The sequence below is a fragment of the Verrucosispora sp. WMMA2121 genome (assembly GCF_027460185.1).
GTDB classification, from domain to species: domain Bacteria; phylum Actinomycetota; class Actinomycetes; order Mycobacteriales; family Micromonosporaceae; genus Micromonospora; species Micromonospora palythoicola.
The window spans coordinates 124,228-144,585 of sequence record NZ_JAPZBH010000006.1 but is presented as its reverse complement, the minus strand read 5'-3'; the positions used below and the strand labels follow the sequence as shown (position 1 = coordinate 144,585).

The 20,358-nt window shown below is 71.8% G+C and carries 21 protein-coding genes and 1 pseudogene; 13 read left to right on the top strand and 9 right to left on the bottom strand.

The window, feature by feature from the left end; translation table 11 throughout:
- Positions 1–205: 205 nt before the first annotated feature.
- The 6 genes from pgsA (at position 206) to pdxT (ending at position 5,105) form a co-directional block, all read left to right on the top strand.
- Positions 206–838 carry a phosphatidylinositol phosphate synthase gene (pgsA, locus tag O7605_RS09615; protein ID WP_269738853.1) on the top strand — a complete coding sequence of 211 codons (633 nt, stop codon included), beginning with the start codon at positions 206–208 and terminating at the stop codon, positions 836–838.
- Positions 839–863: 25 nt separating this feature from the next.
- Positions 864–1,742 carry a phosphatidylinositol mannoside acyltransferase gene (locus tag O7605_RS09610; protein ID WP_269738852.1) on the top strand — a complete coding sequence of 293 codons (879 nt, stop codon included), beginning with the start codon at positions 864–866 and terminating at the stop codon, positions 1,740–1,742.
- Between the two features lie 13 nt (positions 1,743–1,755).
- Positions 1,756–2,916: a glycosyltransferase family 4 protein gene (locus tag O7605_RS09605; RefSeq protein ID WP_269738851.1), complete on the top strand. Its 1,161-nt coding sequence runs from the start codon at positions 1,756–1,758 to the stop codon at positions 2,914–2,916.
- Positions 2,917–2,942: 26 nt separating this feature from the next.
- Positions 2,943–3,449 (top strand): hypothetical protein, encoded by a 507-nt coding sequence (locus O7605_RS09600; protein ID WP_269738850.1) that lies wholly within the window; start codon positions 2,943–2,945, stop codon positions 3,447–3,449.
- 128 nt (positions 3,450–3,577) lie between these two features.
- Positions 3,578–4,492, top strand: coding sequence for a pyridoxal 5'-phosphate synthase lyase subunit PdxS (gene pdxS, locus O7605_RS09595; RefSeq protein WP_269738849.1), 915 nt, complete (start codon positions 3,578–3,580; stop codon positions 4,490–4,492).
- 7 nt (positions 4,493–4,499) lie between these two features.
- Entirely contained in the window at positions 4,500–5,105 is a 606-nt protein-coding gene (pdxT, locus tag O7605_RS09590) for a pyridoxal 5'-phosphate synthase glutaminase subunit PdxT (protein WP_269738848.1), read from the top strand.
- Between the two features lie 138 nt (positions 5,106–5,243).
- On the opposite strand, the gene O7605_RS09585 is transcribed toward pdxT, so the two are convergent.
- On the bottom strand, positions 5,244–6,092 hold the full coding sequence (locus tag O7605_RS09585; RefSeq protein WP_269742580.1) for a helix-turn-helix transcriptional regulator: 849 nt from the start codon (positions 6,090–6,092) through the stop codon (positions 5,244–5,246).
- Between the two features lie 103 nt (positions 6,093–6,195).
- On the opposite strand from O7605_RS09585, the gene O7605_RS09580 reads away from it, so the two are divergent.
- The 7 genes and pseudogenes from O7605_RS09580 to O7605_RS09550 all read left to right on the top strand — a co-directional run bounded on the left by O7605_RS09580 (position 6,196) and on the right by O7605_RS09550 (position 11,896).
- On the top strand, positions 6,196–6,942 hold the full coding sequence (locus O7605_RS09580; RefSeq protein ID WP_269738847.1) for an NADPH-dependent FMN reductase: 747 nt from the start codon (positions 6,196–6,198) through the stop codon (positions 6,940–6,942).
- Positions 6,943–6,949: 7 nt separating this feature from the next.
- Positions 6,950–7,246 carry a hypothetical protein gene (locus O7605_RS09575; RefSeq protein ID WP_269738846.1) on the top strand — a complete coding sequence of 99 codons (297 nt, stop codon included), beginning with the start codon at positions 6,950–6,952 and terminating at the stop codon, positions 7,244–7,246.
- A gap of 219 nt (positions 7,247–7,465) precedes the next feature.
- Positions 7,466–8,215 carry a YebC/PmpR family DNA-binding transcriptional regulator gene (locus tag O7605_RS09570; protein ID WP_269738845.1) on the top strand — a complete coding sequence of 250 codons (750 nt, stop codon included), beginning with the start codon at positions 7,466–7,468 and terminating at the stop codon, positions 8,213–8,215.
- A gap of 461 nt (positions 8,216–8,676) precedes the next feature.
- A pseudogene (locus O7605_RS09565) lies at positions 8,677–9,292 on the top strand (winged helix-turn-helix domain-containing protein); the annotation flags it as partial.
- Positions 9,288–10,559, top strand: a complete 1,272-nt coding sequence (locus O7605_RS09560) for an MFS transporter (RefSeq protein ID WP_269738843.1) — start codon at positions 9,288–9,290, stop codon at positions 10,557–10,559. The pseudogene O7605_RS09565 and the gene O7605_RS09560, both read left to right, overlap by 5 nt.
- 142 nt (positions 10,560–10,701) lie before the next feature.
- Positions 10,702–11,271: a hypothetical protein gene (locus tag O7605_RS09555; protein ID WP_269738842.1), complete on the top strand. Its 570-nt coding sequence runs from the start codon at positions 10,702–10,704 to the stop codon at positions 11,269–11,271.
- Positions 11,272–11,287: 16 nt separating this feature from the next.
- Positions 11,288–11,896, top strand: a complete 609-nt coding sequence (locus O7605_RS09550; RefSeq protein WP_269738841.1) for a DUF402 domain-containing protein — start codon at positions 11,288–11,290, stop codon at positions 11,894–11,896.
- Here the strand turns inward: O7605_RS09550 and O7605_RS09545 are convergent.
- From O7605_RS09545 to O7605_RS09510, 8 genes are all read right to left on the bottom strand, one after another.
- Complete coding sequence (locus O7605_RS09545) at positions 11,893–12,954, bottom strand: ABC transporter permease (protein ID WP_269738840.1); 1,062 nt, start codon at positions 12,952–12,954, stop codon at positions 11,893–11,895. The two genes, O7605_RS09550 and O7605_RS09545, sit on opposite strands and share 4 nt — an antisense overlap.
- Positions 12,951–13,844 (bottom strand): ABC transporter ATP-binding protein, encoded by an 894-nt coding sequence (locus O7605_RS09540; RefSeq protein WP_269738839.1) that lies wholly within the window; start codon positions 13,842–13,844, stop codon positions 12,951–12,953. Before O7605_RS09540 ends, O7605_RS09545 begins: the two co-directional genes overlap by 4 nt.
- Positions 13,845–13,925: 81 nt before the next feature.
- Positions 13,926–14,603 carry a response regulator gene (locus tag O7605_RS09535; protein ID WP_269738838.1) on the bottom strand — a complete coding sequence of 226 codons (678 nt, stop codon included), beginning with the start codon at positions 14,601–14,603 and terminating at the stop codon, positions 13,926–13,928.
- Entirely contained in the window at positions 14,600–15,910 is a 1,311-nt protein-coding gene (locus O7605_RS09530) for a sensor histidine kinase (RefSeq protein WP_269738837.1), read from the bottom strand. The genes O7605_RS09535 and O7605_RS09530 overlap by 4 nt, the downstream gene beginning before the upstream one ends.
- Positions 15,911–16,383: 473 nt before the next feature.
- Entirely contained in the window at positions 16,384–18,390 is a 2,007-nt protein-coding gene (locus O7605_RS09525; protein WP_269738836.1) for a M48 family metallopeptidase, read from the bottom strand.
- A gap of 10 nt (positions 18,391–18,400) precedes the next feature.
- Positions 18,401–18,997 (bottom strand): LemA family protein, encoded by a 597-nt coding sequence (locus O7605_RS09520; RefSeq protein ID WP_216592533.1) that lies wholly within the window; start codon positions 18,995–18,997, stop codon positions 18,401–18,403.
- Between the two features lie 71 nt (positions 18,998–19,068).
- Positions 19,069–20,013 carry a permease prefix domain 1-containing protein gene (locus O7605_RS09515; protein WP_269738835.1) on the bottom strand — a complete coding sequence of 315 codons (945 nt, stop codon included), beginning with the start codon at positions 20,011–20,013 and terminating at the stop codon, positions 19,069–19,071.
- Complete coding sequence (locus O7605_RS09510; protein ID WP_269738833.1) at positions 20,010–20,351, bottom strand: PadR family transcriptional regulator; 342 nt, start codon at positions 20,349–20,351, stop codon at positions 20,010–20,012. Before O7605_RS09510 ends, O7605_RS09515 begins: the two co-directional genes overlap by 4 nt.
- Positions 20,352–20,358: the final 7 nt, after the last annotated feature.

Below are 20,358 nucleotides of genomic sequence, written 5' to 3'. Positions count from 1 at the left end.
GTGCTGCGGCGATATCCTCCGGTGACTCGCTGGGGACCGGGCAGTCAACAGGCGGCGGGGTGAGCCGGGTCACCCTTCTGCTCGATCTCACACCCGATGCCGGGCCGACACAACCCTCTCCGGCCAGCCGCCGCGCCGGGTCGAGCGTGGCTGGTCAGCCGGGCGGTGTCGCCCGTTCAGGGCGGACCGTTATCGTGGGACCGCCATGGCGAAGATCTTCCAAGTGTCGGCCCGCGCGGGGATGACCCGCGTCGTCGAGCCGATCGCCCGCAGCCTGCTGCGCGCGGGCGTGTCCCCCAACGCGGTCACCGTCGCGGGCACCCTCGGGGTGCTCGTCGGCGCGCTCGGCTTCGGCGCCCGCGGCCACCTGGTCGCCGGAGCGCTGATCGTGACGGTCTTCGCGCTCACCGACCTGCTCGACGGGACGATGGCCCGGATGAGCGGCGGGTCGACCCGGTTCGGCGCGTTCCTCGACTCCAGCATGGACCGGGTCGCCGACAGCGCGGTGTTCGGCGCGGTCGCCTTCTACCTGGCCACCGAGGGCGACCGCGCGGGGCTGGCCGCCGCGCTGATCTGCCTGGCCGCCGGAGGGCTCGTGTCGTACGTCAAGGCCCGCGCCGAAGGGCTCGGGATGACCTGCAACGTGGGCATCGCCGAGCGTACGGAGCGACTGCTGATCGTCGGTGTCGGCGGCCTGCTCGCCGAGCTGGTCCACCCGGTGGCGCTGCCGATCGCGCTCTGGCTGCTCGCGGCGGTGTCCCTGTTCACCGTCGGCCAGCGGATGCGGCACGTGTACCGGCAGGCCCAGCAGGTCGACGTGCCGGGCGGCCAGGGGTGAGCGGCACAGCCGGACGGAGCACCAGGTGAACCTCACCGAACTCGGCTTCCTGGCCGGCTGGCGGCTGGTCCGCGCGCTACCTCGACCGGTCGCCGCCGCCGCGTTCAACGCCGGGGCCGACCGGGCTCACCGCCGCCGGGGGGCCGGTGCCACCCGGTTGCGCGCCAACCTGCGCCGGGTGGTCGGGGCGGAGCTGCCCGAGGCCGAACTCGACGACCTGGTCCGCCGGGGCCTGCGCTCGTATGCCCGGTACTGGATGGAGGCGTTCCGGCTGCCGTCGCTGAGCCGCGACCAGATTCTCGCCGGATTCCGACTGGACGGCACCGAGTTGCTTGCCGCCGACGTGGCCGCCGGCCGCGGCGCGGTGGTAGCCCTGCCACACGCCGGCAACTGGGACATGGCCGGCGCGTGGGTGGTGGCGAACGGGTGGCCGTTGTCCACCGTCATGGAACGACTCAAGCCGGAGGGCGTCTACCAGCGGTTCACCGCGTTCCGGGAACGGCTGGGGATGGAGATCCTGCCCACCACGGGCGGCGTCCGGCCGCCGCTGGACGTGCTGACCGACCGGTTGGCCGCCGGGGCGGTGGTGCCGCTGCTGGCCGACCGGGACCTCTCCGCCCGGGGCGTGGAGGTGGATTTCTTCGGCGGCCGAACGCGGATGCCGCCCGGCCCGGCGCTGCTCGCGTTGCGGACCGGCGCACCGTTGTACGTGGCGTCGATGTGGTACGAACCGGATGCGGCGTGCGCCTCGCTGGAGGGCCCGCTGCCGGTGCCGGGGCCCGAGGTCGGCAACCTCGACGTACGGGTCCGGTCGCTGACCCAGCGGATCGCCGACGGTCTCGCGGCGGGCATCGCCCGGCATCCGGAAGACTGGCACATGCTGCAACGGATGTGGCTGGACTGAGGGGACGGGCGCAATGCGGATCGGCATCGTCTGCCCGTACTCCTTCGACGTTCCGGGCGGGGTGCAGAACCACGTCATGGACCTGGCCGAGGCGTTGATCGGGCTGGGCCACGAGGTGAGTGTGCTCGCCCCGGCGGACGAGGACTCGCCGCTGCCGCCGTACGTGGTGCCGGCCGGGCGGGCGGTCCCGCTGCCGTACAACGGCTCGGTGGCCCGCATCGCGTTCGGCCCCGTCTCCACCGCGCGGGTCCGCCGGTGGATCACCCGGGGCGACTTCGACGTGCTGCACGTGCACGAACCGCTGACGCTGAGCCTGTCCATGCTCGCCGTGCTCTCCGCCCGGGGACCGGTGGTGGCCACCTTCCACACCGCGATGACCCGCTCCCGGGTGCTCGCCGCCGCCCAGGGGGTGCTCCAGATCCTGCTGGAGCGGATCACCGCACGGATCGCGGTGAGCGCCCTGGCCCGCAAGGTGCAGGTCGAGCACCTCGACGGCGGCGCGGTGGAGATCCCGAACGGGGTGGCGGTGGCCAAGTACGCCGGGGTCGAGCCGCTGCCCGGCTGGCCGGGGGCGTGCGGGCCGGGTACCGGCGGCACCCTCGGCTTCCTGGGCCGCTTCACCGAACCGCGCAAGGGGTTCCCGATCCTGCGCGACGCCTTCGTCGAGCTGGCCCGGCAGCGTCCCGGGCTGCGCCTGCTGGTCGCCGGCCCCGGCGACCCGGACGACCTGTTCAACCGGTTCCCGACCGACCTGCGCGACCGGGTCACCTCCCTCGGGCTGGTACCCGAGCCGGAGAAGGCGCGCATGCTGCGCAGCGTGCACCTCTACGTGGCGCCCAACACCGGCGGCGAGTCGTTCGGCATGATCCTCACCGAGGCGTTGGCGGCCAGCACCACGGTCGTCGCCAGCGATCTCGACGCCTTCCGCCGGGTACTCGACGGCGGCCGGGCCGGCAGGTTGTTCCCCACCGGCGACGCGGCGGCGCTGCGGCAGACGATCGCCGAACTGCTTGACGATCCGGACCAACGGGCGGAGCTGACCGCCTGCGGCGACCAGGTGGTGGCGAATTTCGACTGGCCCGTGGTTGCCCGCCGGGTTCTGGAGGTATACGCAGCGGCGATCGAGGCGACCGACGGGCGGGTGATCGACCAGGAGTGGGCGGGGCCGGACTGATCGGGAGGAACGGGAGCAGCACTACGATGCCGGGCATGTGGTGGGTGGTGGGCGCGACGGTGGTCGTCGCCCTGGTGGCGGTGTACCTGATCTGGACCGCCGGCCGGGTCGAGCGGCTCCAGGACCGTGCCCAGCTCGCCGCCCGTGCCCTGGACGCCCACCTGCTGCGGCGGGCCGCCGCCGCGGCGGTGCTGGCCGAACGCCGCTACGGCGTCGAGCTGTACGCGGCGGCACGGATCGCCCTCGACGCCCAGCCGGAGGAGCGGGAGGCAGCCGAGAACGACCTGACCCGGCAGTTGCGGGCGGTGCGGCTCGATCCCACCGACGGCGACTGTGAGGCGGTCATCGCGGCCAGCCGGCGGCTCGCCCTGGCCCGCCAGGTGCACACCGATCTGGTCCGCGACGCCCGGGCGGTGCGCAGCCGGCCCCTGGTGCGGCTGTTGCGGATGGGACGCCGGCACACCTGGCCGCGCTACTTCGACATCGACGACCCGACGCTGACCGTCCCGGCCGCCGACGTGCCCATCCGCTGAGCCGCCGGTCCGGGGGTGACGGCGGCCACAGGGCAGGCCACCACGGGGTTGATTGGCTGTCGGAGCGGCGTCGGCCCGGGCGTAGCATCTGCGCTGCCACCTCCCGAGGACGCCTGAGGAGCGACAACGTGTCCGAGACGACTTCCCCGACCACCGCCACCCCGGTCGTCGGCACCGCGCGGGTGAAGCGCGGCATGGCCGAGATGCTCAAGGGCGGCGTGATCATGGATGTGGTCACCCCCGAGCAGGCCAAGATCGCCGAGGACGCCGGCGCGGTCGCGGTGATGGCCCTCGAACGGGTGCCCGCGGACATCCGCGCCCAGGGCGGGGTGTCCCGGATGAGCGACCCCGACATGATCGACGGCATCATCAACGCGGTCTCCATCCCGGTGATGGCAAAGGCCCGCATCGGGCACTTCGTGGAGGCGCAGATCCTCCAGTCCCTCGGGGTCGACTACGTCGACGAGTCCGAGGTGCTCACCCCGGCCGACTACGCCAACCACATCGACAAGTGGGCGTTCACCGTGCCGTTCGTCTGCGGCGCGACCAACCTGGGCGAGGCGCTGCGCCGGATCACCGAGGGCGCCGCCATGATCCGCTCGAAGGGTGAGGCCGGCACCGGCGACGTCTCCAACGCCACCACCCACATGCGGAGGATCCGCCAGGAGATCCGCCGCCTGTCGTCGCTGCCCGCCGACGAGCTGTTCGTCGCGGCCAAGGAGTTGCAGGCGCCGTACGAGCTGGTCAGGGAGATCGCCGAGACCGGCAAGCTGCCGGTGGTGCTGTTCACCGCCGGTGGCATCGCCACCCCGGCCGACGCGGCGATGATGATGCAGCTCGGCGCGGAGGGCGTCTTCGTCGGCTCGGGCATCTTCAAGTCCGGCAACCCGGCCCAGCGGGCCGCCGCCATCGTGAAGGCGACCACCTTCCACGACGACCCGGACGTGCTGGCCAAGGTCTCCCGTGGTCTGGGCGAGGCGATGGTCGGCATCAACGTCGACGACATCCCGCAGCCGCACCGCCTCGCCGAACGCGGCTGGTGACCCGACGGTGACGGCACCCGTGATCGGTGTGCTGGCTCTCCAGGGCGACGTCCGCGAACACGTCGCGGCCCTGACAGCGGCGGGCGCGCAGGCCCGCCCGGTACGCCGGCCGGCGGAGCTGGACGCGGTCGACGGCCTGGTCATCCCGGGCGGGGAGTCCACCACGATCAGCAAGCTGGTCGACATCTTCGAGTTGCGCGGCCCGATCGACAAGCGGATCGCCGACGGGATGCCGGTCTACGGCTCCTGCGCCGGAATGATCATGTTGGCGGCCGAGGTGCTCGACGGCCGGCCGGACCAGCGCGGCTTCGACGGCATCGCGATGACCGTCCGCCGCAACGCCTTCGGCCGGCAGGTCGACTCCTTCGAGGCGCCGGTGGAGATCACCGGCGTCCCGGGCGGGCCGCTGCACGCGGTCTTCATCCGCGCGCCCTGGGTCGAGCGGGTCGGCGAGGACGTGCAGGTCCTCGGCACGGTGTCCGACGGCCCCGCGTCCGGCCGGATCGTCGCCGTACGCCAGCACAACCTGCTGGCCACCTCGTTCCACCCGGAACTGACCGGCGACCCCCGCCTGCACGCCTACTTCGTCGACCTGGTCCGCGCCGCCCGCTGACCCCGTCTCGCGCTGCCGCGCCGCGCCGACGCGTGCCGGCAGTTTCGGGGAAACTGCCGCCTTCTGCGGCCTCCATGCCGCAGTTTCCCCGAAACTGCGGGGATCTTGTGCCGGCCGGGGCGCTGTTCGGACTGGGCGTCAGCCGGCGACGGAGCGGAGGCTGCCGGGGCGGCGGCCCAGGAGGCGGTCCAGCGCGGCGGCGCCGGCCGCGTCGGTGGGCTGCTGCACCACCAGTCGCTGCTGGTCGTCGGCGAGTTCCAGCGTCTCGTACGACAGTCGCAGCGGCCCCACCTCCGGATGCCGCAACCAGCGCACCCCGCTCGGCCGCACCGCGACCGGCCGGCGCTGCCACCGGGACCGGAACGGCTCCCCGACGGTACGGGCGAGCCGCTCGGCGAACGCGTCGGTGGTGGGGTCGCCCGCGCGCAACCGGTGCAGGTCGGCGACCTGTTGATCGGCGAGGTCGGCCCAGTCGGGAAAGTGCTGAGGTGCGCGCTCGTCGACGAAGAGGAACCACACGAGGTTGGGCCGCTCGCCGTCGAGCAGCCCCAGCGGGCGGGCCAACCGGTCGAACGGCTCGTTCCAGGCCAGCACGTCGCCGAGCCGGTTGGTCAGGTACGCCGGCCGGTCCCGCAGCGCCTCCAGCAGCGTTTGGACCTGCGGGCGGACGGTACGCGACACGGTCGGCCGCCCACCCGCGCACAGTTGCCGGCGGTGATCGACGGACGCGAGTTGCTGAAGGTGCCGCCGGTCGGCGTCGTCGAGGCGCAACGCCTCGGCCAGCGCGGCGAGGATGCCCGGCGACGGGCGGGTGTCCCGACCCTGTTCGAGCCGGGTCAGGTACTCCACGCTGACTTGGGCCAACGTGGCCAACTCCGCCCGCCGCAGGCCCGGCGTACGCCGCCGGCCGTTGGTGGATAGCCCCACCTGATCGGGTCGCAGCGCCTCCCGGCGGCTACGCAGGAACGCGCCCAACTCGCCGTCCATCACCCGTCCAGTCTGCCGCGCTCGCGCTCCGGGAGCGTGTCCCCGCCAGGGCTACCCTCCCGCCGGTCTCCCCGGGAGCTGCCGACGGCGGTGGGATCGGCTCATGAACAGCACACGACAGCACGGACCGATCAAGGTGGGCCTGGTCGTCGGCAGCAGCCGCCCGGGGCGACGTGGCCCGACGGTGGCGGGGTGGGTGGCCGACACGGCGACCGGGCATCCGGCGGCGCGGGCGGGGGAGGTGACCGTCGAGCTTGTCGACCTCGCCGAGCAGCGGCTGCCGCTGCTCGACGAGCCGGTGCCGGCGAGGTTCGGCGACTACCGTCACGAGCACACCCGTCGCTGGTCGTCGGTCGCGGCGGCCTGCGACGCGTTCGTCTTCGTCACCCCGGAGTACAACAGCTCGATCCCGGCCGTCCTCAAGAACGCCATCGACTACCTGGACGCCGAGTGGCGCGGCAAGCCGGCCGGTGTGCTCACCTACGGCGTACGCGGGGGTGGGCGGGCCGCCGAGCACCTGCGGCCCATTCTCGCCGAGGTGGGCATGGCGGTCCTGCCGGACCACGTCGAGCTGGGGTTGTTCACGGATTTCGACTGGTCCGGTGCGGATCGGTCCGACCCGACCGCCGAAGGTCGGATCGCGCCCGGCGACGGCCGAGCGGACCTGGTCACGGCGATGCTCACCGAACTCCTCGCCGCGGCCCGGGAACGCCGCGTCGACCAGCGGGCGGAGCCGGCGTCGGAATCGAGCGGGGCGGCGGACCCGGCGGCGGGTGCCGGCGAGACGGCGGATCCGGCGGCCGGTGCCGGGACGGCGGGCCGGGACGCGGTCCCGGTCGCTGGGCGGTGAGCCGACCATGGAGACCCTGCTCATCACGTACCGGGTCCGCCCGGACCGCCTCGACGAGCATCTGGCCCTGCTCGACGCGGTGCACCGGGACCTGGCCCGGCTGCGCCCGCCCGGGTTCCGCTACCTGACCCTGCGGCTCGACGACGGGCTCAGCTTCGTCGACGTCGTCATCGGCCCGGACCTGCCCGGACCACTGCCGTCGCTGGAGTCGTTCGGCCGCTTCCGGGCGCGGCTTGAGGAACGCTGCGAGCAGCGCAGCACGACCGAGTTCAGCGTGCTGGGTTCGTACGGCATAGGGGAGTGATTTCGTCCGCTTTGTGGTGATCGGGGGAGTGCGGGCCGACGGCTGACGTGCGGCGGGTGACGACCACCCGCCGCACGTCGGTAGGATTGTCGAGATTCGGCAGGGCCATCTGGCCGCCACTGCTTCCACCAGAGCTGACCGGCACCACCGTGTGCGCCGGTGCGGAGCGGGGCGCTCGGTGCGGTCGATGCAGACGGCGGGTAGCAACGGAGGTAACAGATGTCCGGCCACTCAAAGTGGGCGACGACCAAGCACAAGAAGGCGGTCATCGACGCCAAGCGCGGCAAGATGTTCGCGAAGCTGATCAAGAACGTGGAGGTCGCGGCGCGTACCGGCGGTGGGGACCCGGCCGGCAACCCGACCCTCTACGACGCGATCCAGAAGGCCAAGAAGAACTCGGTCCCCAACGACAACATCGACCGGGCCGTCAAGCGCGGCTCCGGCCTGGAGGCCGGTGGCGCCGACTACCAGACGATCATGTACGAGGGGTACGGCCCGAACGGTGTCGCGCTGCTGATCGAGTGCCTGACCGACAACCGCAACCGCGCCGCCACCGAGGTACGCACCGCGCTGACCCGCAACGGCGGCTCGTTCGCCGACGCCGGCTCGGTGTCGTACATGTTCTCTCGCAAGGGCGTGGTGATCGTGCCCAAGGCCGGCACCACCGAGGACGACGTGATGCTGGCCGTCCTCGACGCGGGCGCCGAGGAGGTCAACGACCTCGACGAGGCGTTCGAGGTGATCTCCGAGCCGGGCGACCTGCTCGCGGTGCGGACCGCCCTGCAGGACGCTGGAATCGAGTACGAGTCGGCCGAGTCCTCCCTGGTGCCCAGCGTCACGGTGCCGCTGGACGAGGAGGGCGCGCGCAAGATCTTCAAGCTGATCGACGTCCTGGAGGACAGCGACGACGTGCAGAACGTCTACGCGAACTTCGACGTCTCCGACGAGGTCATGGCCGCCGTCGGCTGACCCCGGGCGGTGGGCGGCGATCGCTGAGAGCCTGAGCGTGTGCGGTGTGCCCGACAGGTCGACCGACGGTGACTAGACTGCCGTGGTGAACAGCAGGTCTGGACAGATCGTCAGCGGCATCGGAACGTCGGCTGTCGCGGTGGGAGCAGTCGTGCTTCTGCTGAGCCTTGCCACCAAGGCGTTCGATCGGGAAGTCGTCTTCGCCGCCGCACTGCTCCTGCTCGGGGGCCTTCTGTTGCGAGCTGCACCCTGGGCGAACCGCGGCCGGGGTCAGGCCCCGAGCCGTGCTGGATGACAGACCTCAGCGACGAGATCACGGAGATCTTGGAAGATTCCCGTTAGCGAAGAGCGGAATCTGTCCAAGATTTGGCCGTCCCGACGGGCTTGACGGTGTGCGAGCGGGGGGCGGGCCGGTCGGATGGCAGTTGCTAGAGATGTCTTTCTAAAGCATTCTCTACTGTATGACTGACGAGGTACCTCAGCGCTCGCTCAAGGTCACCGACCCGCGCGCCCTGCGGGCGTACGCCCACCCGCTGCGGATGCGCCTGATCGGGCTGCTGCGTGGCGAAGGGCCGATGACCGCGACGCAGGCGGCGGCTCGGCTCGACGACAACGTGCCGAACTGCTCGTTCCACCTTCGGCAACTCGCCAAGTACGGGTTCGCCGAACGCGTGCCCGGTGCGGACGCGCGGGAACGGCCCTGGCGGGCCACCACGCAGTACACCTCCTGGGACGACGACTCCGACGATCCGGCCATGCGGGAGGCCACCGACCAGATCAACAGCGTGATGGTCGCCCTCTACCTGCAACGGGCGCAGGACTACCTGGCGATCCGCGCCGGCGAGCCCGCCGAGTGGCGGGCCGCCGCCGGCTTCGGCGACGCGTTGCTGCACGTCACCGCCGCCGAGCTGAGTGAGATCACGGGACAGATCGACGCGCTGCTGGCCCGGTACGACGAACGGATCGCCGACCCGGCGAAGCGCCCGCCCGGCTCCCGTCCGGTGACGTTCGTCCAGATGGCGCTGCCGCGCGGCGCCGTACCTCCGCGGGAGACGGCGAGCGGAGACGGATCGTGACCGGATCTCTCACCCTGGCCGACCCGGCGCCGCCGCGCCGGCCGCGCGTCCCACGGCTGCTGCGGCAGGCGGCCTTCCGCCGCTACTGGTCCGCGCAGACCGTCTCGCTCTTCGGCGACCAGATCACCATGCTCGCCGTGCCGTTGCTGGCCGTGCTCGCCTTCGGCGCCGGACCCGCCGAGATGGGTTACCTGACCGCCGCCTCGCTGCTGCCGAACCTGTTCTTCTCCCTGCCGGCCGGCGCGTGGGTGGACCGGTACCCGCGCCGACGCCACGTGATGATCATCGCCGATGTCGGTCGGGCGGTCCTGCTGCTGGCCGTGCCGCTGCTGTGGTGGGCGGACGCGCTGAACCTGCCGCTGCTCTGTGCCGTCACCTTCCTGATCGGGATCCTCTCGATGTTCTTCGAGGTGGCGCACAGCAGCCTGTTCGCCGCACTGGTCCGACGGGCGGACTACGTGGACGCCAACAGTCTGGTCAACGGCAGCAGGGCCATGTCGCACGTGGCCGGCCCGAGCATCGGCGGGGTGCTGGTGCAGGTGCTCACCGCTCCGTTCGCGCTCCTGTCCGGCGTGCTCACCTACCTGATCTCGGCGGCCTTCCTGGCCCGGACGCAGGTCACCGAGAACCCCGTACCGAAGGGCTCCGGCCGAGGGATGGCCGCCGGGGTGAGGTACGTGGTCCGCTCGGCGATCCTGCGGGCTACGCTGCTCGGCACCACCACGCTCAACCTGTTCAACTACATGTTCGCCGCGCTGTTCGTGCTGTACGTGACCACCGAACTGGGTGTCTCCCCGGGCCTGCTCGGCCTGATCATCGGGGCCGGCGCGGTCGGTGGACTGCTCGGCGCGGCGGTCACCGGCGCGATCAGTCGCCGGATCGGCATCGGCCCCGCGGTGCTCCTCGGTTTCGTCGCCTTCCCGGCCCCCATGGTCCTCGTGCCGCTGGCCACGGGGCCGCAACCGTTGGTGCTCGCGCTGCTGTTCGCCGCCGAGTTCGTATCCGCGCTGGGCGTCATGATCCTCGACATCGCCGTCGGATCGGTGCAGATCGCCGCCACCCCGGTGGCGATGCTCGCCGTGGTCTCCGGTTTCCGCCGCACCGTCAACTACGGCATCCGGCCGATCGGTGCCGTGCTCGGCGGGACCCTCGGCGCGGCGATCGGGGTACGGCCCGCCCTCTGGGTCGCCAGTCTCGGCGCCCTGCTCGGCGTGCTCTGGGTCGTCTTCTCCCCGCTGCGCACCATGCGCACCCTGCCCGAGAACTGACGTCCGGTGGCGCTCACCGGTAGCCGGACGCCACACCCGGCCACTCGTCGGCTCCCGCCCGCCGCACAACACGGGGCAGCAGCAACTGTCCACCATGGATATGCTCGCCGCTGATTCTCGAGTCGACCGAAACGGGGCGGGCATGAGCAGTGTCGACGAGCGGCAGGAAGTACCGGAAAAGGTGGCCAGCCTGGCTGCGGAACGCGGGCTCGGTACGTTGATCGACAAGCGCAGCAGCGGCAATCCCATCAGGTCCGCGCTCACGATCGTCGTCGTCGGCGCGGTGGCGGTCCTGGTGTCGGTCGCCCTCTTCGCGCTCGCGTCCTCCTGGCGGCCGCTGATCTGGTTGGCGATCCCGTCATTGGCGCTCGGCATCTGCGCTGTCGGCTGGTTCGTCGCCGTGTTGGTGAGAGGCTTCGAGGCAGGCTACCTCTACCCTGGCGGGATGGTGTACGTCCGTAACGGCAACGCCCGGGCCGCCACCTGGGCCGAGATGGCCGAGGTGGAGGTCCAGGTCTTCGGTGGTGGCACGCTGTTCGCCGGCAAGACCGCGGCGTACGTGATGAAGCCGACCGGCCAGGCGCCGATGCGGGTCAACTCGACGGATGTCGGGCTCAAGGACGGGGAGCAGGACCCGGTCGGCGCGGTGATCCTGCGGCTCGCCAGCGAGGCCGGGCGGCCGATCACCCAGAAGCTTGTCGGCAAGAAGTAGGGCGGCATCTGCGAGCGTGACGACGGCTGGCCGGTTCGCGCCGGGTGACGTGCTGGTACGGCGGGAAATCCTGCGCGGTGAGGTGTGGTTCGGCTGCCCGACGATCTGCGTCGAGGACTCACCCGACCTGCTCGCGCTCTTCCTGCCGACCGGCGCCGAGTTCGGTTTCCCCGAGTCGGGGGAGTTTCCGTGCGGGCGGCACCCGTGGCAGCTCGCCGGGCACACCGCCTGGACCGGTCACGGCAAGCTGATGCTGCAACGGCCCGGCGAGGCGCACTCGGTCGACGTGTTCTGGTCCGGCCCGGAGCGCACCTTCGCCGGTTGGTACTTCAACCTCCAGGACCCGTTCCGGCGTACGCCGATCGGGGTGGACACCCTCGACCACGAGTTGGACCTCTGGTGGGCGGCGGACGCCGACCGGTACGTCTTCAAGGACGTGGAGATGTTCGCCCAGCGGCTGGTGGAGGGGCGCTACCCGGGCCAGGGTGAGGCGATCCGCGCCGAGGGCGACCGGATCGCCGCCCTGCTCGACGCCGGTGAGCGCTGGTGGGACGAGTCCTGGTCGACCTGGCAACCCGACCCCACCTGGCCCGTCCCCCACCTCCCCACCAACTGGGCGTCTTAGCCGAGCGTCTCGCGTTCGCGCCAGGCGGTGCGGATCGAGGTGCGGCCGTTGGTGCGCAGCAGCGAGCCCTCGTACACGCGGGCTCCGGCGAGTAGGAAGCCCACCGCCGCGACCAGCAGCAGGGCCAGCGAGACGACCAGCTCCCACGCGGCGGCGTCCCCGGTGAACAGTCGCAGCGGCATCGCCGTCGGCGACGAGAACGGCAGGTAGGACAGCACCCGCATGGCGGTGACGTTGTCGTTGAGGAAGATCACCGCGAAGAACGGCAGCATCACCGCGAGCTGTACCGGCGTCGACACGCCACCGATGTCCTCCAACCGGTTCACCAGCGCGCCGGCCGCCGCCCACATCGACGCGATCAGCACGAAGCCGAGCAGGAAGAACGGCACGAACCAGCCGATCGCCGGGCCGAGCAGCGACAGCAGGGTGGTGTTGTCGCCGAACGCCATGCCGGCCACCGCGACCACGGCCACCAGGGCGATCTGCCCGAGCGCCAGGATCGTACCGGCGAGCATCTTCCCGGCCAGCAGGGCGCGGACCGGCACCGCGGCGACGAGGATCTCCACGATCCGGGTCTGCTTCTCCTCGATGATGCTCTGCGCGATCTGCACCCCGAAGGTCTGCGAGGTGATGAAGAAGATGAAGGCGAACGCGAACGGCACCAGGAAGGCCACCACCGGGTCCACCGCGTCCGGGTTCAGCAGCCGGACCGGGGGCTCGGTGCTCAACGCGGAGATCACGTCGTCGGGGGCGTCGTCCATGGCGAGCACGGCCGGGCCGGCGACCACGGCGGCGTCCGCGTCTCCGTCGCGCACCGCCTGCTCGGCGGCGGCGTCGTCGGGTACGGCGAGCACCTCCAGCCCGGCCGCCCGCAGCGGGCCCGCCGCCGCCTCGGTCACCGCCACGGTGGACGGCCCGCCGGACAGCAGCGGTGGCAGGATCGTCGCCGCCGCGGCGATCAGCAGGAAGACCACGGTGCTGATCAGGAAGGTGCGGTCGCGCAGCTTGACCCGGATCTCCCGGGCGGCGACCAGGCGGGTGGCCTGCATGGTGTTCATTTGGCGACCTCTCGGAAGATCTCGGCGAGGGAGGGGGTGACCGGGCGGAACGCGCGGACCGGGCCGCGCTCCAGCGCCGCGCGCAGCACCGGCTGCTCGTCGGTGCCGGCGGCCAGGTCGAACACGGCGCGCGCGCCGTCGAGGTCCACCAGGCTCACCCCGGGGTGGTCGCGCAGCCAGCCGGCGTCGGTCTCCACCACCAGCTCGAAGCGAGGCGTGGTGTACGCGGAGCGCAGCTGCTCCCGGCTGCCGGCGGCGCGGATCGAGCCGTCCGCGATGATCACCAGGTCGTCGCAGAGCCGCTCGACCACGTCGAGCTGGTGACTGGAGAAGAGGACCGGGGCACCGGCGGTGGCCCGTTCCCGCAGCACGCCGACGACCGTGTCCACGGCCAGCGGGTCGAGGCCGGAGAAGGGCTCGTCCAGCACCAGCACCTCCGGGTCGTGCACCAGCGCGGCGGCGATCTGCGCGCGTTGCTGGTTGCCCAGGGACAGCGTCTCCAGCAGGTCGTCGCCCCGTTCGGCGAGTCCGACCCGCTCCAACAGCCCGTCGGTGGCGCGGCGGGCTGCGTCGGCGGTCAACCCGTGCAGCTGACCGAGGTAGGTGACCTGCTCCCGGACGCTCATCTTCGGGTAGAGGCCGCGTTCCTCGGGCATGTAGCCGAAGCGCCGCCGCGCGTCCCGGCTCAGCGCTTCGCCCCGCCACGTCACCTGGCCGGCATCGGCGGCGAGCACGCCGAGGATGATGCGCATGGTGGTGGTCTTGCCGGCACCGTTGCCGCCGACGAAGCCGGTCATCCGGCCGGCGACGACGTCGAACGAGACGTCCTTGAGTACCTGACGGTCGCCGAAGCTGCGGTCGACGCCGTCGAGACGGAGCACGCTGGTCATGGGGCAACGCTAGGTCGTGGGCGGCCGGCTGCCGTCCGCCCACGGATGGAGATCACGACTCCCTCTCGCGGTGGAGGCCGTTCACCCGCCGGGCCGCACCACCCCGTGCTCGTACGCGAAGACCACCGCCTGCACCCGGTCGCGCAGGCCCAGCTTGGCCAGCACCCGGCTGACGTGTGACTTCACCGTCGCCTCGCCCAGGTGCAGGTCGGCGGCGATCTCGGCGTTGCTGGCGCCGCCGGCCACGAGCACCAGGACCTCCCGTTCCCGGGGGGTCAGGCTGTCCAGCGCCGCCGCCGAACCGACGTCACCACCGGGGCGGTCGCCGGGGCGGGCGAAGGTGGCGATCACCCGCCGGGTGAGTTCCGGCGCGAGCAGCCCGTCGCCGCGGGCCACCACCCGGATCGCGTCGACCAGGGCCTCCGGTGTGCCGTTCTTGAGCAGGAAGCCACTCGCGCCGGCACGCAGCGCGGCGAAGAGGTAGTCGTCGCGGTCGAACGTGGTCAGCATCAGCACGGCCGGCCCGCCCGGCTCGTCGTCGGTGCTGATCCGCCGGGTGGCCTCCAACCCGTCCATCCCGGGCATCTCCACGTCCATCAGCACCACGTCCGGACGCAGCGCCCGGGTCATGCCGACGGCCCGCTCCCCGTCGGCGGCCTCGCCGACCACCTCGATGTCGTCCTCGATCTCCAGGATCACCCGGAAGCCGGTCCGCACCAGGTGGTGGTCGTCGGCGAGGAGCACCCGGATCGGGTTCACCTCGGACTCCCCGCCGGCAGTGGGAGACGGACCCGCACCCGCCAGCCACCGCCGGTACGCGGACCCACCTCCAACTCACCGCCATGGGTCGCGACCCGTTCCCGCATCCCGATCAGTCCCAGCCCGTCGGCGTTCGCCGAGCGTCTGCCCCGACCGTCGTCGCTCACCTCGACCTCCATCTCCTTCGCCAGATAGCGGACCCGGACGTCGAGCAGACTCGCCCCGGTGGCGTGCTTCAACACGTTCGTCACCGCCTCCTGCACCACCCGGAACGCCGCCTGGGAGACCGATTCCGGCAGCGGCTGCGGATCGCCGTACACCCCCAGGGTGGCGCGCAGCCCGGCCTCGCCGGCCCGGTCCACCAGGGCGGCTATCCGGTCGATCCCGGCCGGCTGTCGGGCGTTGTCCGGGTCGCCGTCGCGGGCCCGCAGCACGCCGAGCATCCGGCGCAACTCGTCGACCGCCTGACGGGCGGTCTCCTCGATGGCGGTGAGGGCGGCGCGGGCCTTCGCCGGATCCTTGTCGAAGACCCGGCGGCAGGCCGCCGCCTGCACGCCCATCACCGACACGTGGTGGGCCACCACGTCGTGCAGCTCACGGGCGATGCGTACCCGCTCGCCGACCACCGCGTGCTCGCGTACCTCGGCCTGCGACCGGCGCAGCCGCTCCGCCTGCTCGGCCACCTGGTGCGCACGACGAGCCGCCACCCAGGCGGTCTCGCCGAAGAAGTACGCGAATCCGAAGTACAGCGCGTTGACCAGGACCCCGGTGACGATCGCGGCGAGCACCGGCGGCACCGGCCCGATGGCGTCGTCGAAGGTCTCCGCGGTGAGCGTCCCGAAGCTGATCGAGTAGGAGATTCCGAGCCAGGCGAACATCGCGACGATCACGCCGATCCGCAGTCGTCGGGACAACCGACGGTCCCGGCCCCAGGCGCCCAGCGTGTAGATGGCGATGAACAGCGCCCAGGTGGAGAGCTGCCACTCGGGGACGGCGCGCACCTGCGAACCGATGAACGCGGCCGACACGGCCAGCGTGGCGGCGACGGGGAAGCGACGTCGCCAGATCAGCGGCAGCGGCACCGCGACGGTCCAGAAGAGCTGTTCGACACCGGACGGCGGCGGCCCCAGCAGGAAGGCCCCGGTGCTGCGGGCCAACGTCAGGCTGAGCAGGGCGAGGGCCGTCGCGGCCAGACCGGCGTACAGGTCCAGCCGGCGCTGCTCCGGCGTCGGCCCCGGCCGTCGCCAGTCGTCACCGGTCTCGGCCCGGCGCCACTCGTCGCTGGTCTCGGCGGTCTCGGTGGTCACCCTGGGCAGCATGCCATCCCCCCGCCGACCGCCATTCGCGTCGGGTGAGATCGGGCCGTCCGTCCGCCCACCGATCGTCACGGACAGTGCCTTCGGACCGCCCCCAACCAATACCCTTCTCCTCCCTTTGCTCTGCTTCAACGGACGCAATGGTCACGGAAAGTGTCGGCGGGTGCGAGATGTGCGGCCGTGGACCGTTGCATTGCCCCTGCTCAGGCGCCAGTGCGTGGGTTGAAGCAGAGCAAAGCGTGCGAGGTGGGATAGAGGTCGTCCGCGTTGCCGTGACTCGTAGTGACAATCACTTTCTGTGTCCGGTCCTCGTGCGGGCCCACCGAGGGCAGAGACTGCACCTGCCCCTAGACGCAGCACCGGCGGACCGGGCCGTAGCGCCGGCGAGGGGCGGTCGGGGGCGGTCGGGCGAGGGAAGGTCGGGGGAAGGGCGAGGGAAGGGCGAGGGAAGGGTGGGGCGATGGTCAGCCGGTGACGTCGCCGACCATCGGCGGCAGCGGACAGTGCAGCAGGCCGCAGATCGTCCGCAGCAACTCGATCTCGGGCACGGTCATCATCCCGTCGTGGCTGATCACCGCGACGGTGGCTGCCACCAGCCGTTCCTTGTCGCCAGGACGCAACCCGTCGAGCACCGGCCAGGCGGTCTCCAGGGCGAGCACGCCGTTCTCCGGCGGCGCGTACGGCAGGTTGGTGCCCGGCAGCAGCGAGCCGACGCCGGCCCGGTAGGCCCGTTCCGCCTCGCCTCGGTCAGGGTGCCCGACCTGCGCGAGGATGGCCAGCAGGGCGGCCGCCGCCGACCGCGCGTCGGTGAGCTTGCGCCGGTCGGTACGCCAGCGCGAGTCCGGCCGCAGCGACTCCTCCAACTCGGCCAGCAACAGCCGGGACAGGCAGTACTCGGTCACGTTTATCGCGCCGTCCGCCTGGATCAACGTGAACACGGCCGCCAGCAGTGACTCCACCTCGGGGTCGGGCCGGTCGCGTAGCGCCGGGAAGGCCAGTTCGGCCAGCGGCAACCGCAGCTCGGCGGGGAGTTCGACCAGGTCGTCCGCCGCGCGCAGGGCAGCGTCGGCCAGGTGCTGGCCGTGCCGCTGGGCCACCGCGGCGTACTGGTGCTGCCGGACCTCCGGCTCGGCGCTGAGCAGCAGCCCGAGCAGCAGCGGTACCGCCGCCTGCCGGTCGCGGGCCCGGTCGAGCAGCGGATCAGGTATCCGGTCGAGGATCGCTGCGGCGTGGGTGTACGCGGTCGCGGTGGGAGCGGCGACCCGGTCCAGTACCTCGCCCGGTGCGACGCGGATCCGCCCGCCGCCGACCGGTGACCTGGGCCGGGCCGGCCGCGCCCGGCCCGCCTCCACCGGGCGGTCCGCCGTGTCCGGGCGCGCCGCTGTGTCCGGGCGGTCCGGTGCGCCGGCGGGGGCCAGGCCGAGGGCGACATCCTCCTGACGGCCCGACGGCGGCGCCGCCGCCCACCGCCGTGACAGTTGTTGCAGCTCGGCCGGGTCGAACGACGGCTCCAGTGCCTTGATCCGGTCGGTCAGCGGGGGATGGGTGGCGAACCACGACGTGCGGGCCGCCTCGCCGAAGAGCATGTGCCCCACCTCGTCGCGCTTCGGCGACTTCAGTTCGGAGCCGTCGCTGAGCCCGCCGATCTTCTTCAGCGCCCCGGCGATGCCCCGGGTCTGGCGGGTGTACTGCACCGCGGAGGCGTCGGCCAGGTACTCCCGCTGCCGGGAGACCGACGCCTGGATGAGCCGCCCGGCGAGCACCCCGACGTAGCCGGCCACCAGCAGGGCCAGACCCACCAGCGCCAGTGGGGCGGCGCTGCCGCCGCTGTTGTTGCCGCGCGACCGGCCGCCGCCGATGACCCCGGCGCGCGCCAGCCCGCGACCGATCACGGTCAGGAAGAGGATGCCGAACAGCAGGCCCATCAACCGGATGTTGAGCCGCATGTCGCCGTTGACGACGTGGCTGAACTCGTGGGCGATCACGCCCTGGAGTTCGTCCCGGTTGAGTCGCTGCAACGCGCCCCGGGTGACGGCGACGGCGGCGTCGGACGGGGTCCATCCGGCGGCGAAGGCGTTGATCGCCGTCTCCTCCGGCAGCACGTAGACCTCGGGCACCGGTACGCCGGAGGCCAGCGCCATCTCCTCGACGACGTTGCGCAGCCGGCGCAGCTCGGGATCGGTGGTGTTCGCCGGCACCGGCACCCCGCCCAGCTCGCGGGCCACCTTCCCACCGCCGCCGCGCAACGCGAGCGTACGGACCAGGGCGGCCAGCCCGATCGCGGCGAGGGTGGCGACGGTGACCATGGCGATGAACCCGGCGAGCTGGCCGGGATCGGCGGTGGTGGCGTTGAAGGCGACCAACGCCGCGACGTTCACCACCACCACGATCCCGACCACGGCCAGCACGAACAGCAGCACGAGTCGGGTCGACAGCCGGCGCACCTGCCGCTGTCGCTCGAAGAAGTTCATCGCGGCCCGATCAGAACGAGACCTGCGGCGCCTGGCGCTGCTGCGGGTCGTCCGGCTGGAACAGCTCCGCCGGGCCGAATGAGAACATGCCCGCCACCACGCTGGAGGGGAACACCTCGCGCTTGTTGTTGTAGGCCATCACCGCGTCGTTGTACGCCTGCCGGGCGAACGCGACCCGGTTCTCCGTGGAGGTCAGCTCCTCCGACAGTTGCATCATGTTCTGGTTGGCCTTCAGGTCCGGGTACGCCTCGGAAAGCGCGAACAGCCGACCCAGGGTGGCGGTGAGCGCGTTCTCCGCGCCGCTGAGCTGCTGCATCGCCGCCGGGTCGCCGGGAGCCGCGGCCGCGGTGGCCTGCGCGTTGACGGCGGCGTTGCGGGCGTTGATCACCGCCTCCAAGGTCTCCCGTTCGTGCTTGAGGTAGCCCTTGGCGGTCTCGACCAGGTTGGGGATCAGGTCGTGTCGCCGGACGAGCTGCACGTCGATCTGGGCGAAGGCGTTACGGTACGCGTTGCGGGCCCGGACCAGCCCGTTGTAGATCGACACGCCGAAGCCGAGCACCGCCACGACGATCAACAACAGGCACACCAGTCCGATGATCAGTTCCACGGCCGCTCCCTCGGTGTGAGTCGGTACTTCCGCTGATCATCGTACGTTCGTCGGTCCAGGCCCGCTCCTGCTCAGCGCGCGGATCGACGCGCCTTGACCACGCTGTCGGCGATGTCCAGCAGGGTGATCGCGACGATCACCACGATGCTGATCCGGGCGACCGTGTCGAGACCGCCGTCGCGCAGCCAGGCGAAGCGGGCGACGAACTCCGGGTTGAGCAGCCGGTCGTCGAGCAGCAGCCAGATCGCCGGCACCGCGAACGCCAGGCTCAGCACGGCGTTGCCGACGACCAGCGGCCAGGTCCACCGGCGGGCACGGTACTTGCCGATCTCCAGGGCGATGCTGGCGAGCAGGACGACGATCAGCAGCGGCAGCCAGAACGTCCACAGCGCCGGATCGAGGATCGGCAGGCGCTCGCCGTCGGGCCCGATCACCGACTGGAAGTGCTGCCATGGCAGGAAGGCGATGAACAGGCCGAGGAACACGATCGAGGCGCACACGTCGGTGAGCGTGACGCCCCGTTCGCTGGGCAGCTCGGGTAGCTGGTCGACGCTCCACTCGGGCAGGTTCAGCGGGGTGCCGATGCGTTCCAGCACCGCGAAGACCAGGGTCACCCAGAAGGCGATCTGCACCGCGACGTTGAACGCCGCGACGATGCCCTCGCCGATCGCGCCGGCCGGGTTGTCGGCAACGGTGGCCTGGAGGACGCCGATCAGCACCCCGACGATGGCGGGAATGGTGCTGAGCAGCACGATCAGCAGCCGCTGCCAGGCCAGGTAGTACGCCGGCCCGATGAGCTGCAGACGGCGATCGGCGTATCGGGCGGCCAGGTGGGCGGGGTTGCCCAGCTCGGTGAGGACGGCGCGTTCGGCCGTCGCGGCGTCGAGCCCTTCGGCGGTCCGGCCGTCGATCATGTCGCCGATGGAGGCGCGCAGTTCGATGGCGATCTCCTCGCGTCGCCCGGTGGGCACCGAGCGCAGGGTGGCAGCCAGGTAGCGGTCGGTCAGCGAGGTCATTCGGGGGCTCCTTCGATCAGGGTGCGCAGCGAGGTCTGTACGGCGGTGAGGTCGTCGAGCAGGCGTTGCAGCACCTGCTCGCCGGAGTCGCTGGTGCGGTAGAACTTCCGGGGCCGGCTCTCCTCGGTGTTCCACTCGCTGGTCAGCAGCCCTTGCTCCTCCAGCCGTCGCAGCAAGGGGTAGAGGGTGTTCGCGTCGACCGGGAAGCCGTGCCCGGTGAGTCGTTGCAGCAGTGCGTAGCCGTAGTCGGGTCGACGCAGCGCGACCAGGCTGGCCACCACCACGGTGCCCCGACGTAGTTCCTGTAGGTGGGTCCGTAGCACGTCATCGCTGACCATGCGTCAC